Here is a 13535-nt window from a genome sequence, read left to right as displayed (position 1 = left end):
GCCCCGGTTTTTAATGATCAGGCACTACACCATATGTCCGGCAATTCCATAGGCAAACTGTTCACTGTCACCACCTTCGGCGAGAGCCACGGCCCTGGTCTGGGCTGCATTGTGGACGGCTGCCCTCCGGGGCTGGAGCTGGATGTCGAAGATATGCAACGCGACCTCGACAGGCGCAAACCCGGCACCTCGCGTTTTACTACCCAGCGTCGTGAAGCGGACGAGGTGCGCATTCTGTCCGGCGTCTTCGAAGGCCGTACGACCGGCACGTCAATCGGGCTGTTGATCGAAAACACCGATCAGCGCTCCAAGGACTATTCCAATATCGCCAATACCTTTCGCCCGGCGCATGCGGACTACAGCTATAACCAAAAGTATGGTTTTCGCGATTACCGTGGCGGTGGACGCTCGTCGGCCCGCGAGACGGCAATGCGTGTCGCCGCCGGCGCCATCGCCAAGAAGTACTTGCGCCAACGCTACGGCATTGAAGTGCGAGGTTACCTGTCGCAGTTAGGGCCTATTCGCGCAGAAAAGCTCGACTGGGAGCTGGTGGAAACCAATCCTTTTTTCTGTCCCGATGCCGACGCCATCCCGAAGATGGAAGAGTACATGGCCGCGCTCAACAAGGAGGGGAACTCCATTGGCGCCCGCATCAATGTGGTAGCCAGCAACGTGATGCCCGGCCTCGGTGAGCCTGTTTTCGATCGTCTGGATGCTGATATCGCCCACGCCATGATGGGTATTAATGCAGTCAAGGGTGTGGAAATCGGTTCAGGTTTTGCCAGTGTCGAGGAGAAGGGCACTGAGCACCGTGATGAACTGACCCCGGAAGGGTTCAGTAGTAACAACGCCGGCGGTGTGTTGGGCGGCATTTCCAGTGGTCAGGACATCACTGTGAGCATTGCCCTCAAGCCCACGTCAAGCATTCGCCAGCCTGGCGCCACTATCGATACCGAGGGCAATGCCATGGAAATGGTGACCCACGGCCGCCACGATCCCTGCGTCGGCATACGTGCAACGCCCATCGCCGAGGCGATGTTGGCGATTGTATTGATGGATCATTTACTGCGTCACCGCGGCCAGAATGCCGATGTGGAATGTACGACCCCCGTGATTCCTGCATCGCATCCCGAGTAGGCTTTGAAGAAGTCCAACCGTAAGTACTACCGCACGATTTTTCTAGGCGTCGCCGCTATGGCGACGCTGATCTGGGCAGCGGTCGACCAGTTCGGGATCCCGTGGGAAGAGATGCTGGATCTGCTGCTGGTGTCGGTGTTGATGATAGCGGCAGTTATCGTGTCTGCAGCAGCGTGCTTCGGCGTATTTTTACTGCTGCGCCGGCTCCTGGTAAACCGGCGCGAGTAGGGCGCGCAGGCAGCGGTCAGTCCAACTCGATGTCCAGGGTCATGTGATTGGCGATTTCGTCCAGGGAATCCTGGAGTGAATCCATATCCGTGTTTTCCGGCACCAGTGCATCGATTCTGGCGCGGAACAACAATTCGCTACTCATCGCAGCACTTTCCACCTGGCTGTCCATCTCGATCACATTAACCTCGCGCTGGGCCAGTGCGTGGGACACTTCTTTGACGATGCCCAGGCGGTCCGGCCCGATCAGCGTCAGTGTAATCGCTTTGCCGTGGCGCGTTGCTGTCTCACTGGTCGCGGTGACCCTCACACTGAGGCCACTCGCGGAGAGTGCCTTTAGTTCGGCTTCGAGTGTCGGTCCGTTATCCATTGGCAGTGACACCAGGATAAGCCCGGCAAACTTTCCGCCAAGCTGGGACAGGCGGCTTTCGTGCCAGTTGCCGCGATTGTTCTCTATCGTGCGCGAAAGTTCCTCGACGAGGCCGGGGCGATCATCGCCGATAAAGGTGATGATATAAGAGGTTTCCACGGTGGCATCTCCACTTTATGGTTGGCAGGCTTTATATTAACCCGCATAGCCCCGAATGAAGAAGGTACAGTCCGCAAATGTCCGCATATATCATTGTTCCTGTGGATCGTCTAGCTGAAGCAGTGTTGCAGGCTTTGCTGGAGGAGTTTGCCAGCCGAGACGGTACCGATTACGGTGAACGGGAGTTGACCCTTGACGAAAAGGCAGGCAACCTGCGCCGCCAATTGGACGCCGACGAGTTGTGCATTCTGTTCCATTCTGAAAGCGAGGAGTGGGATCTGGTGACGCGAGAGCAGGCAGACCTCTTACTGAATGACTGAGACTATGTCGCTAGAACCAGACTACATTCTAGATGCCACCGGCTTAATGTGCCCCGAGCCGGTCATGCTGTTGCACAACCAGGTGCGAGATATGGCGGTCGGCGAGGTCGTTCAGGTTCTGGCCACGGACCCTTCCACGCAGCGTGATATCCCCAAATTTTGCACTTTCCTTGGACACGAATTACTGGATCAAGACGAGTCAGATGGACAATATCGCTATTACTTGCGCAAGGTGGGTGAGGCCTGATGGGTGTTGCCGTCGCCACCTGTGTGTTTGATAGCCGACGCCTCGAAGCTGTGTTTGATCGCTGTTTTGAGGTCTCCGAAAACACCCTGTTAGTCGGTGGTGCCGACGAACCGCTGTACCGTCCCGCAGGAACATCCCAGCCTCATCACTTGCTTTACTATCGGGAAGATTTTTTTGCGAGTGCGCTACACGAAATTTCCCATTGGTGCATAGCTGGCCCTGAGCGTCGACAGCAGGTCGACTTCGGGTATTGGTATGCCCCGGAGGGGCGCAGTGAGTCTGAGCAGCACGCTTTCGAGGCCGTGGAGGTGAAACCCCAGGCGGTAGAGTGGTGTCTCTCGCGGGCGTGCGGCTATCGCTTCAGGGTGAGCGTGGATAACTTTGGCGATGGCGGCGTGCTTCCGGATACTACTGGTTTTCGAGCCGCGGTGCTGGCGCAGGTTAAACAGTGGCAACGCGATGGCTTGCCAGTGCGGGCGCAGCAGTTCTATACAGCGCTCTGTGCCGAATTTGGTACCAGTACCACGCTAAAGTCACAGCACTTTTCCGCCGAGGATCTGGACTGACCGTGGCTGAGCGTGCCTGGCTGGTAGATGCAAGCATCTACATATTTCGCGCCTGGTTTTCCATGCCTGACCGGTGGTATACCGACGATGGTATGCCGCTGAATGCTGTTTACGGTTACAGTAATTTTCTGGTGGATTTTCTTCCGCACCTTGCCCCGGGTGACCCAGTCGCCGCCGCTTTTGATGAAAGCCTCGGCACCTGCTTTCGCAACGAGATATTTGCCGACTACAAAGCCAGTCGCGAGCTGCCTGACCAAGCGCTGGCGTTTCAGCTTCGCGCCTGTCGCACGGTGACCGAGTTGGCAGGAATTCCCTGTTACGGTGGCGCCCGCTATGAGGCGGATGATTACCTCGCAACGCTGGCGCGACTCGCTGCCGAGCGGGGAACAGCCGCCACGGTGGTCACCCGCGACAAGGACCTGGGGCAATTGCTGGATCATCCAGACACAACCTGGTGGGATTTCGCAGCAGATCAATTTTTGGATGCGACTGCATTTCACCAGCGATTTGGCGTGCGCCCGGCCCAGTTCGCCGATTACCTGGCTCTGGTGGGCGATTCAGTGGACGACATTCCCGGCGTGCCCGGCGTAGGCCCCAAGACGGCTGCAGCGCTGCTATCGGCGCGAGAGACACTTGAAGGGATCGCCAGCGATTTCGCCGGCGTCGCCGACTTGCCGGTGCGAGGTGCGACCAAACTCGCAGATAAACTCTCCGCACACTGGCCGCAGGTGCTTGTGTCACGCAAACTTGCGCAACTAGAGCGTCACGTTCCCGGGGTTAATGAACTGCCGTCATTCGCGCTGGATCGACAGCGAGTGCAGGCGGTGAGCGATTATCTCTCAGAGCTTGGCCTGGGTGGCCCTCTGCTTCGGCGCTGGCAGCGTCTCGACGATCGACGTGCGGAAAGTAGTGCGCAATGAAACTAAAACTGGTTGCAGATGAAAATATTCCAGGTATCGAAGATCTTTTAGGTCCTGTCGCGCATATCACCCGTGTCGCTGGTCGAGACCTGCAGGCCGAGGCAGTGCGTGACGCGGACGCGCTGTTCGTGCGCTCTGTCACCCAGGTAGACGCGGGGCTGTTAGAAGGAAGCCGGGTTCGCTTTGTGGGAACCGCGACCGCCGGGACCGACCATATCGACAAAGTCTGGTTGCGGCAGCAGCAGATAGCATTCCACAGTTGTGCTGGTTCGAATGCCAACGCTGTCGTTGAGTATGTGCTCGCAGCAATTGCTGAGACCGGAGATACGCTGGAGCGGCTGTTCGCCGGTGCCAGGGTAGGTATTGTCGGCTATGGCCATGTGGGGCGCAGCCTGGCGGCTCGCCTCGATGCGTTAGCCATTGAATGGTGCGCCTATGATCCCTGGATGGATAAGGGTGCTATCGCCAGGCCTGGCACCCTGGCAGACGTCAATGCCAGCGACGTCATCTGTATACATGCAGAGCTGACGCGGCGCGAGCCATGGCCAAGTCATCATCTCTATGACGCGGCGGCTCTCGATGCTATCAGGAGTTCTCAGCTCTTGATCAACGCCAGCCGGGGACCGGTGGTAGATAACGCTGCCCTCAAGCAGCGACTTAGCGCGGCCAATGCGCCGGTTGCCGTGTTGGACGTATGGGAACAGGAGCCGCAACTTGATCTTGAGCTCCTCGAGCTTGTCCGCTTTGGGAGTGCCCATATCGCCGGCTACAGCATTGATGGAAAATTGCGCGCCTCGCGAATGTTGGCCGAGGCGCTCACGGGCTCGTTGGGACTGAAACCGCCGGTTGTCGGTAGCGCGACGGCACCCCAGCTCGAGCTCGGTCTGGGAACTGGCCCCGCTGACAGGGCGGCTGTGGTCAGAGGGCTGCTTGGACAAGTCTATCGCCTGGCAGAGGATGACCAGTTGTTGCGCAGTAAGGCGAACGATGTACCCGAGTGTATCGGTACAGCCTTCGATGAGCTGCGGCGTGGCTATCGCCAGCGCCGCGAATTGGCGGGAGCTGTGCTTGTCGGCCTTCGGCCGCAGGGTTTTGTCCGAGACATTGCTGCGGCATTGGGGGTCTTGTGCGCATAGGGTTATTGATCAACCCGCTTGCGGGCCTCGGTGGCAGTCGCGCTATGAAGGGCAGCGATGGCGATGCGCTTCGGGCGCTGGCCTCAACAATGAGTACCGCCGAGGTTCAGCGGTCCCAGGATCGTGCAATGCGAGCGTTGCAAGTTATTGCAAAGCTGCCCCGTTTGACTGTCAGCACCTGGGGCGGCGCGATGGGAGAAACGGTCTGTCGGCAGTTGGAGATCACTGCCGAGGTTCTTGGAGAGCCGGCAGAGGCCCCCAGTAGCGCGGTGGACACACGTCTGGCCGCGGCTGCACTGCGCGACGCAGAGGTCGACGTGTTGGTGTTTGCTGGTGGTGACGGCACTGCGCGCGACATCTACGATGTGGTGGGGGAGTCCCTGCCTGTGCTCGGCATCCCAGCAGGGGTAAAGATGCACTCGGGGGTTTTTGCTGTATCGCCTGAGGCCACGGGGGAACTGTTGCTGCACTTGGGGAAAGGAGGCCTGGTCGGATTACGCAATCAGGAAGTCCGGGATATCGATGAAGAAGCTTTCCGGCATGATGTGGTCCGCAGCCGTTTTTACGGAGAGATGCAGGTGCCCGGAGAGGGCCGCTTCCTGCAGCAGACCAAGGTGGGAGGGCGAGAGAGTCAGGAACTGGTGGCTGCGGAGATCGCCGCCTGGATGGCAGAAGAACTCGCTCCGGATGTTACCTATTTGATCGGGCCAGGTTCGACGACTGCGGCGATTATGGCGGAACTGGGCCTCGACAATACCTTGCTGGGTGTAGACGCCGTGCGAAACAATGCCTTGTTGGGGAGCGACTTGAGCGAGCAGGGCATCCTCGAACTCCTCGCCTGCGAAAGCGAACCTGCGCGTATCGTGGTCACCGCGATAGGGGGGCAGGGGCATATTATTGGCAGGGGCAACCAGCAGTTTACCCCGGCCGTTATTCGCCGTGTGGGCGTGGAGAATGTGATCGTGGTTGCGGCTAAATCAAAAATCACTGCATTGCAGGGGCGGCCTTTGCTGGTGGACAGCAATGACCCGATACTGGACAAGGCGCTTTGCGGTTACCGCGAGGTGATAACTGGCTACGATGATCGTATCCTGTACCTGGTAGCTACTTATGAAGAAGGACCAAAACAATGAAAGATGATGAATCCTGGCGAGATAAACTCACTCCTGAGGAGTATCAGGTTTGTCGTGAGAAGGGCACTGAGCAGCCATTTACAGGCGAGTACTGGGACACGACCGACAAGGGTGTGTACAACTGCCGCTGCTGTGGTGAGCCACTATTTCTGTCGGACAGTAAGTTTGATGCCGGCTGCGGCTGGCCCAGTTTCTTTCAGCCCGCTGATGCGGATGTGATCGAGGAGGTGCCGGATCATACGCTCGGCATGACCCGAACTGAAATCACTTGCAAAAAATGCGGCTCTCACCTGGGGCATGTATTTGAGGACGGTCCGAACCCCACTGGGCTGCGCTACTGTGTGAACAGTTTGTCAGTGAAGTTGGATAAATCGGAGTAAATTGGAGCGGGAAACGAGATTCGAACTCGCGACCTCAACCTTGGCAAGGTTGCGCTCTACCAACTGAGCTATTCCCGCTTTTCAGATATCGACAGGGCATCGAATGGCGTCCCCTGGGGGGTTCGAACCCCCGTTACCGCCGTGAAAGGGCGGTGTCCTAGGCCACTAGACGAAGGGGACTCAACCGGTCTCTATCGAGAAGGCGCGCATTTTAGGGACCCAACTCGAGGGCGTCAACCCCGCCAGGTGCATTTTTTTCACGCCATTTTTGTTGTAACTTCAGTGGCTTAGGAAGTCTGACGAAGAGGCAGTGACAGCTTGAAAATTTATGGCGATAGACGCTCTGGCAACTGTTACAAATTACAGTTGGTTTGCAGCCTGCTGGACATTCCCCACGAATGGATAGACATCGATATCATGGCGGGCGCTACTCGAGGTGAAGCGTTTACTGCCTTGAATCCGAATCAGAAGATCCCCCTGTTAGAACTTGACGACGGCCGCTGTCTGGCTGAATCCAATGCGATCCTCAACTATCTCGCGCTTGGCTCCCATCTTGAGCCCAGCGATGATTTCGCTCGGGCCAGGGTTTTGCAGTGGCAATTTTTCGAGCAGTACAGTCACGAGCCCTATATCGCTGTGGCCAGGTTTATTGCGCTCTACCAGGGGCTGCCTGAAGAACGCAGGACGGAGTATGAAGCGAAACAGGCGGGAGGGCTCAAGGCGCTGGATGTAATGGAGCAGCAGTTGAGCGAGACGACCTACCTCGTAGGAGACAAACTTACCACTGCAGATGTCTCGCTCTATGCTTACACTCATGTGGCCCATGAAGGCGGTTTTGACCTTGCTGGTTTCAGCGCCATTAGTCGTTGGCTGCGTCGCATCGAATCCGAACCGGGGTATATAGCCCTGGGATAAAGACTGAGAGGTCACAGGAGAAAAAATGAAAAAACTGTTATTGACGGCTTTGTGTCTGGTATCGCCCCTGGCAACTGCCGAGCCAATACTCAAGGCGACGACGTCCTGGGATGAGGGAGCCATTGCGTATCCGCAGGGGCAGGCGGAAATTACCTCTATTATTCTGCGCATCGAAGAGGGGCAGGAGCCGCCTTTCCATTGCCATCCCGTGCCGACAATGGGCTATATGCTCAAGGGCAAGATACGGGTGGATACCAAAGAGGGTAAGAGCGTCGAGCTCAGCGCCGGCGACCCGCTGGTGGAAGTGATGAATACGGTGCATCGTGGAGTCGCCCTGGAAGGGCCGGCGGAGATTGTCGTCTTTTACGCGGGCGCGGAAGGTGTGCCGGTCACGGTCAAACCAGAAGATGACCCGAACGGCAAATACTGCAAGCCCTAGGCCTACTGTACTTTGCCTATGCTGGATCTGGCCTGGTGAAGGTCCAGTACTTTCCCCTGGCTGGCAGCCTCATGGCGCAATTCATCCAACTGCTGATAGGTGGCGATCTCGTCGTCTGGCATGTAGTGCAGGCATTCTCCGCCGAGAAACCACAGCAAGTCGCGGGGCAGGGTGGGCCCAAAATCCGGATAGGTGGTAAACAGTCGGGAAATGAGTGTTGGACCATCGCCATAGAGGTCTCGCTCACCGTTCGCTAAGGCTGAAAAAGAGGCGGCTAGTTCCTTCAGGCTATCGCCGTCAGTCAGATCTTCCGTGCGTTTCTGCAAAGTGCTGGCGAACTCGCTGAGCTGATCGCGGCAGTATTTGGCGTATTGGGTATCGTTCATGGTGAATATCGTCTGGCAGGGAGAATACAGGTACAATGGCGCGCCCTTTCACAGCGCATCGAGCACGCATGATACCAGCACTCACTATTGAAAACCTCAGCAAGGTTTACGGCAATGGCTTCGAGGCTCTCAAAGGCATCAGCCTCACCGTCGAAGAGGGCGATTTTTATGCTCTGCTGGGGCCCAACGGCGCCGGTAAATCCACAACGATCGGTATCATCTGTTCGCTGGTAGCCAAGAGTGGCGGCAAGGTGCAGGTATTCGATGCAGATATCGACAAGGATTTCGCAGCGGCGAAAAAATACATCGGTATCGTCCCCCAGGAATTCAACTTCAATACCTTCGAGCGCGTGATCGATATTGTCGTTAATCAGGGCGGCTATTACGGCATGTCACGCGAACTGGCCGCCGAGCGCGCCGAGAAATATCTTCAGGCACTGGGGCTGTGGGAGAAGCGCCTGGAGCCTTCGCGCAATTTGTCCGGCGGTATGAAGCGTCGCTTGATGATCGCCCGCGCCCTGGTCCATGAACCGAAGCTATTGATCCTCGATGAGCCGACCGCGGGCGTTGATATAGAGATGCGCCGGGCCATGTGGGAATTTCTCGAGAAGATCAATGCCGAGGGTACGACCATTATCCTGACGACGCATTATCTCGAAGAAGCTGAGGCGCTGTGTCGCCATATCGGCATCATTAACCACGGCGAGATTGTTGAAAACACATCCATACGCGAGCTCCTGCGTCGGCTGCATCGCGAAGTTTTCATCCTCGATACGGTCGCCGACCTGCCGGCTGTTCTGGATATTCCCGGCTTCGTCACACGACGGGTTGATGACCACAGCATGGAAGTTGAAGTGGAAAAGGGGCAGAGCATAAACGATGTGTTCAGCGCGTTGGACAAGCTGTCAGTGCAGGTGAGCAGTATGCGCAACCGGGCCAACCGGCTGGAAGAGATGTTCGTCAATCTGGTGGAGGGCGCGGCATGAATGCTCAGGAGCAATACCGCGCGTTTATGACGATCCTGCGTAAGGAAGTGCGCCGCTATATGCGCATCTGGACCCAGACCTTACTGCCTTCAGCAATTACCATGTCGCTGTACTTCGTGATCTTCGGTTCGCTGATAGGCTCCCGGATCGGTGATATGGGCGGTTTCAGTTACATGGAGTTTGTAGTGCCGGGCCTGATTATGATGGCCATCGTGACCAATTCTTACGCCAACGTGGTGTCGTCATTTTTCGGGTCCAAGTTCAATCACAGCGTTGAAGAATTGCTCGTCTCGCCCACGCCGAATTATATTATTTTGATGGGCTATGTGGTCGGTGGTGTGAGCCGCGGCCTGTTGGTGGCGATGGTGGTGACCCTGGTATCGTTTTTCTTTACCGGGATGCAGATTCACAGTGTGCCGATCGTGGTTGCCATCGTGTTGATGACATCAACCCTGTTTGCGCTCGCCGGTTTTATCAATGCTGTATATGCGAATAGCTTCGACGATATTTCTATTGTCCCAACCTTCGTGCTGACGCCCCTGACCTATCTTGGCGGGGTGTTTTATTCCATGGATCTGCTGCCTGAGTTCTGGGCCAATGTCTCCAAGTTGAACCCATTGGTATACGTGGTGAATGCGTTCCGCTATGGCGTGCTGGGTGTGTCTGACGTGAACCTGGCGTTTTCCTTCGGCATGATCGCGGTATTTACGATCGTGGCTTTCAGTTACTGCATGCACTTGCTCAATACCGGCAAAAGGCTGAGGCAATAACGATGGCTGAGACTATGGACGGGCTACTGCTTGGAAAAAACACACCGGTTGTCGATACTTACAGCCCAGATCTTCTGTTTCCGATACCGAGGTCTCAGGGCAGGGCAGCGATAGGTCTCGACGCGAAACTGCCATTCTATGGCGCGGATCTCTGGCATGCCTATGAAATCTCGTGGCTTAACGATCGAGGTCTCCCCCAGGTCAGGGTGGGTAAGTTCCGGATTCCTTTCAACTCGCCGAATCTGGTCGAGTCAAAGTCATTCAAGCTCTACCTGAATTCTCTGAACAGTACACGCTATGTATCGGAGGAAGACGTGTGCGAGGTGATCGTCCGGGACGTTAGCGCTGCGGCGGGTGCGCGTGTCTATCTTGAGCTGTTGACGCCGGATAACTATGCCCTCGCCGGGGGATCACTGGAGGGGCACTGCATCGATGATATTGCGGTGGAAATTAGTGCCGGCGAGCCGGGCGGTAAAACGCTGAAGTGCGGAGGCGCGGTGGTAGAAGAGCGGTTGTACAGCCATCTGTTGCGTTCACTTTGTCCAGTGACGGGGCAGCCGGATTGGGCGACTGTCTGGATCGACTACACAGGCCCCGAGATCGACCGGGCATCGCTGCTTGAATACATCGTTGCCTATCGCAATCATCAGGAGTTTCACGAGCAGTGTGTAGAGCGAATGTTCGTTGATATTTTCACACAATGCTCCCCGGCACGACTGCAGATTCAGGCCTTCTATACACGGCGCGGTGGTCTGGATATCAACCCCTTCCGCAGCACCGAGGCAGACGGCCAACCGCTCCCAAGGCTCAATCGTCAATAGGCCGCAAACGCTATAAAAATTAGTTGCTTAGGGACTGGAAGTTCACCGGGCTTATGGTATTATGCGCGCCCTCAACGGTGAGGTGGCCGAGTGGTCGAAGGCGCACGCCTGGAAAGTGTGTAACGGGAAACCGTTCCAGGGTTCAAATCCCTGCCTCACCGCCATATAGTACGAAAGGAGCCCTTAGGCTCCTTTTTTTTGGCTGCGAGAAATGCAATGAAACGAATGTTGGCGTTGGCCCTGCTGTTGGCAATTGTGCTGCCCGTCTCCGCTCTTTATTGGGTGGGAATCAGTCCTTTTGCGGTGGGCGAGGCGATGCGTGTCGGTACGGGTATGACAGCCAAGCTCGGTTGCTCGGGAATCTATCTCTCCGGCTTCAGCGAAGAGGATATTTTGCGTGATCTCGCCAGCTACTCGCCTGCAGCAAACGTGGTCTCCCTGAAACGGCTCGAGCCAGATACGGTGGCAGCGGATATCAGTGGCATGGCCACCGCTACCGCCAGATTCATTCCAGGCCAGGGGTGCACCCTCGCGTTCCCCGGGATGATCGATCGGCAATCTCTGTCATTGATCGCGTCCGCAAATGAGAGAGAAGATCGGCTTGCGGTTGCTGTAGACGCCGGAGTGCAAACGATACTCGAACAGGTGCTGAGTGAAGACAGTGACGCTGGTCTCGATACGCGGGCACTGCTCGTGCTAAAGAATGGTGAACTGATAGCGCAGGCTTATCGAGACGGCATTACTGCTGAGACGCCGCTTCTGGGTTGGTCTATGGCAAAGAGCGTTACCGCTATCCTGCTCGGCAGAATGGAGGCCATGGGGCTAGCGGATCCAGCGTCCCAGAATCTGTTTCCTGCCTGGCAGAACGACGACAGGCGCGCGATCAGCGTGTTGAATATGTTGCAGATGTCGTCCGGGCTTGCGTTCGAGGAAATTTACGGCCCGGGTTCGGACGCTACCCGTATGCTTTTCACGGTACCGGATGCTTCAGCGATAGCACTGCAAAAGAGCGTGGATCATGCGCCGGGCGAGCACTTTGCATATTCGTCTGGCACTACAAATCTATTGATGCGCTATGCCATGCAGCAACTTGGCGGAGAGCCGCAGGACCTGTTGTCGTTCTGGCAGGAGCAGATTGTTGCTCCCTTGGGGCTGACAGCCACTACGTTTGAGATGGATGCTTCCGGTGTGTTCGTCGGCAGCTCCTATCTCTATGCGCCGGCCAGCGACTGGGCTCGTATGGGGCAGTTGATGCTCGATGATGGCGTGGTCGGGGGTAAGCGGTTGTTGCCGCAGGACTGGGTTGCTCGTGCTCAGGCGCCGAATAACAGTAAAAATGATCCCCGTTACGGCTATCAGTTTTGGCTGAACGCCGGTACAGAAGAGCCGCGCTGGCCTGATCTAGAGGCTGGTGCCTATGCCATGATGGGGAATCGCGGCCAGGTTGTCATGATCTTGCCGGAGCACGGCGCAGTAGTGGTGCGGCTCGGGTGGAGTGCCGCACCATATCCCTACAATGCACAGTTGGGGCGGATTCAGGCGGTACTCTAGAGCGCCAGCTCCGCCATCTCGCGCAGGAAATTCACATCGCCGTTAACCAACATCGTTGTCACCGGTGAATTCTCCCAGTCAACAAGGCGCTCTTTGACTCGACCTTTGGGGCCGCAGAGAGAAATATCGTCTGCGAACTGGTCGGGCACAGCCGCGATCGCCTCGTCTCTTTTGCCCTCCATAAATAACCGTTGGACCTCGTCAGCCTCATCGGGAAAGCCCATCCGCGCCATCAATTCCTTGTGGAAGTTGCGTTTTGCCGAGCCCATTCCGCCGATATAAAAGCCGAGCATGGCTTTGACAGGGTAGAGCGCCTGCTCCATATCATCATTGATGTTGACCAGTACGGTGGGGCAGATTTCAAAACCGGGCTTCGCTCCAGTCAATTGGTCTGCATAGACGTCCTGGCGATAGGGTGAGTAGTAGAGAGGCAGCCAACCGTCGGCGATTTCGGCGGTCTGGGTGACATTCTTTGGCCCCTCGGCGCCGATAAATATAGGGACGTCTTTTCTTATGGGGTGGGTGATGGGCTTGAGCGGCTTGCCCATGCCCCAGGATCCAGGGCCTTTGTAGGGAAGGGGGTAGAACTCGCCGTCACTGGTCACGGGTTCTTCCCGGGCGAGGATTTTGCGCACGATATCCACATATTCGCGGGTGCGGGTTACTGGTTTGCTGTAGGGCTGACCGTACCAGCCTTCAACGACCTGTGGGCCGGATACGCCCAGCCCCAGGCTGAAGCGACCGCCCGAGAGCGCGTCGATTGAGAGGGTAGCCATGGCACAGGCTGCGGGCGTGCGGGCCGATAGCTGAGCGATGGCGGTGCCCAGGCGAATGGTGGACGTTTGCGCACCAATCCAGGCCAACGGGGTAAAACAATCATTGCCCCAGCTCTCGGCAACCCAGACTGAGTCGTAACCCAGTCGCTCGGCTTCTTGCGCCATGGTGGTGTGGTTTTCGCCGGGGCAGAGTGACCCCCAGTAGCCGAGGTTCAATCCGAGTGATAGTTTCGCCATGATTTGTACTCCTTTTGAGAAATGTCACTGTATGCGATATAGGGTAAAAGATATAAGT

Annotated in this window: 18 protein-coding genes and 3 tRNA genes; 16 read left to right on the top strand and 5 right to left on the bottom strand. The window is 56.8% G+C overall.

All coding sequences use genetic code 11. The features are described from left to right. The first annotated feature begins 33 nt into the window (after positions 1-33). Together aroC and EY643_RS10445 are read left to right on the top strand one after the other, a co-directional pair. On the top strand, positions 34-1137 hold the full coding sequence (aroC, locus tag EY643_RS10450; protein ID WP_152662153.1) for a chorismate synthase: 1104 nt from the start codon (positions 34-36) through the stop codon (positions 1135-1137). A 3-nt stretch (positions 1138-1140) separates the two neighbouring features. Next, on the top strand, positions 1141-1365 hold the full coding sequence (locus tag EY643_RS10445) for a hypothetical protein (RefSeq protein WP_152662152.1): 225 nt from the start codon (positions 1141-1143) through the stop codon (positions 1363-1365). 16 nt (positions 1366-1381) lie between these two features. On the opposite strand, the gene EY643_RS10440 is transcribed toward EY643_RS10445, so the two are convergent. Next, on the bottom strand, positions 1382-1894 hold the full coding sequence (locus EY643_RS10440) for a glycine cleavage system transcriptional repressor (RefSeq protein WP_152662151.1): 513 nt from the start codon (positions 1892-1894) through the stop codon (positions 1382-1384). A 77-nt stretch (positions 1895-1971) separates the two neighbouring features. Between EY643_RS10440 and EY643_RS10435 the strand changes: the two genes are divergently transcribed. From EY643_RS10435 to msrB, 7 genes are read left to right on the top strand one after another with little or no spacing between them, the layout of a single operon-like run. After that, on the top strand, positions 1972-2214 hold the full coding sequence (locus EY643_RS10435; RefSeq protein WP_152662150.1) for a YheU family protein: 243 nt from the start codon (positions 1972-1974) through the stop codon (positions 2212-2214). 4 nt (positions 2215-2218) lie between these two features. Further along, positions 2219-2461 carry a sulfurtransferase TusA gene (gene tusA / locus EY643_RS10430; RefSeq protein ID WP_152662149.1) on the top strand — a complete coding sequence of 81 codons (243 nt, stop codon included), beginning with the start codon at positions 2219-2221 and terminating at the stop codon, positions 2459-2461. Beyond that, positions 2461-3027, top strand: coding sequence for an elongation factor P hydroxylase (locus EY643_RS10425; protein WP_152662148.1), 567 nt, complete (start codon positions 2461-2463; stop codon positions 3025-3027). The genes tusA and EY643_RS10425 overlap by 1 nt, the downstream gene beginning before the upstream one ends. 2 nt (positions 3028-3029) lie before the next feature. Continuing rightward, positions 3030-3947 (top strand): 5'-3' exonuclease, encoded by a 918-nt coding sequence (locus EY643_RS10420; RefSeq protein ID WP_240732669.1) that lies wholly within the window; start codon positions 3030-3032, stop codon positions 3945-3947. Then, complete coding sequence (locus tag EY643_RS10415; RefSeq protein WP_152662147.1) at positions 3944-5083, top strand: 4-phosphoerythronate dehydrogenase; 1140 nt, start codon at positions 3944-3946, stop codon at positions 5081-5083. The genes EY643_RS10420 and EY643_RS10415 overlap by 4 nt, the downstream gene beginning before the upstream one ends. Continuing rightward, positions 5074-6216, top strand: coding sequence for an ATP-NAD kinase family protein (locus EY643_RS10410; protein WP_240732668.1), 1143 nt, complete (start codon positions 5074-5076; stop codon positions 6214-6216). The genes EY643_RS10415 and EY643_RS10410 overlap by 10 nt, the downstream gene beginning before the upstream one ends. Next, positions 6213-6596, top strand: a complete 384-nt coding sequence (gene msrB, locus EY643_RS10405; protein WP_152662145.1) for a peptide-methionine (R)-S-oxide reductase MsrB — start codon at positions 6213-6215, stop codon at positions 6594-6596. The genes EY643_RS10410 and msrB overlap by 4 nt, the downstream gene beginning before the upstream one ends. A 2-nt stretch (positions 6597-6598) precedes the next feature. Here msrB and EY643_RS10400 read toward each other — a convergent pair. Both EY643_RS10400 and EY643_RS10395 read right to left on the bottom strand, forming a co-directional pair. Continuing rightward, positions 6599-6674: transfer RNA gene (locus EY643_RS10400), tRNA-Gly, on the bottom strand. Positions 6675-6700: 26 nt separating this feature from the next. Then, positions 6701-6776, bottom strand: a tRNA-Glu gene (locus tag EY643_RS10395). A 138-nt stretch (positions 6777-6914) separates the two neighbouring features. On the opposite strand from EY643_RS10395, the gene EY643_RS10390 reads away from it, so the two are divergent. Beyond that, positions 6915-7511, top strand: coding sequence for a glutathione S-transferase family protein (locus EY643_RS10390; protein WP_152662144.1), 597 nt, complete (start codon positions 6915-6917; stop codon positions 7509-7511). Positions 7512-7536: 25 nt separating this feature from the next. Beyond that, on the top strand, positions 7537-7950 hold the full coding sequence (locus tag EY643_RS10385; protein WP_152662143.1) for a cupin domain-containing protein: 414 nt from the start codon (positions 7537-7539) through the stop codon (positions 7948-7950). A gap of 2 nt (positions 7951-7952) precedes the next feature. Here the strand turns inward: EY643_RS10385 and EY643_RS19690 are convergent, their stop codons facing one another. Next, positions 7953-8336, bottom strand: coding sequence for a PA2817 family protein (locus tag EY643_RS19690; RefSeq protein ID WP_205743029.1), 384 nt, complete (start codon positions 8334-8336; stop codon positions 7953-7955). Between the two features lie 68 nt (positions 8337-8404). On the opposite strand from EY643_RS19690, the gene EY643_RS10375 reads away from it, so the two are divergent. The 5 genes from EY643_RS10375 (at position 8405) to EY643_RS10355 (ending at position 12464) form a co-directional block, all read left to right on the top strand. Then, positions 8405-9322 carry an ABC transporter ATP-binding protein gene (locus tag EY643_RS10375; protein ID WP_152662142.1) on the top strand — a complete coding sequence of 306 codons (918 nt, stop codon included), beginning with the start codon at positions 8405-8407 and terminating at the stop codon, positions 9320-9322. Further along, a complete protein-coding gene (locus EY643_RS10370) occupies positions 9319-10092 on the top strand; it encodes an ABC transporter permease (protein WP_152662141.1) in 774 nt (257 codons plus the stop codon). Before EY643_RS10375 ends, EY643_RS10370 begins: the two co-directional genes overlap by 4 nt. Positions 10093-10094: 2 nt before the next feature. Continuing rightward, complete coding sequence (gene queF, locus EY643_RS10365) at positions 10095-10913, top strand: NADPH-dependent 7-cyano-7-deazaguanine reductase QueF (RefSeq protein ID WP_152662140.1); 819 nt, start codon at positions 10095-10097, stop codon at positions 10911-10913. 76 nt (positions 10914-10989) lie between these two features. Further along, positions 10990-11077 (top strand) — tRNA-Ser (locus tag EY643_RS10360). Positions 11078-11129: 52 nt separating this feature from the next. After that, entirely contained in the window at positions 11130-12464 is a 1335-nt protein-coding gene (locus tag EY643_RS10355) for a serine hydrolase domain-containing protein (protein WP_152662139.1), read from the top strand. On the opposite strand, the gene EY643_RS10350 is transcribed toward EY643_RS10355, so the two are convergent. Further along, a complete protein-coding gene (locus EY643_RS10350) occupies positions 12461-13477 on the bottom strand; it encodes an LLM class F420-dependent oxidoreductase (RefSeq protein WP_152662138.1) in 1017 nt (338 codons plus the stop codon). The genes EY643_RS10355 and EY643_RS10350 overlap by 4 nt on opposite strands. Positions 13478-13535: the final 58 nt, after the last annotated feature.

The organism is Halioglobus maricola (assembly GCF_009388985.1).
GTDB classification, from domain to species: domain Bacteria; phylum Pseudomonadota; class Gammaproteobacteria; order Pseudomonadales; family Halieaceae; genus Halioglobus; species Halioglobus maricola.
The sequence above is the reverse complement of the archived record's forward strand: the minus strand, read 5'-3'. Positions and strand labels throughout refer to the sequence as shown.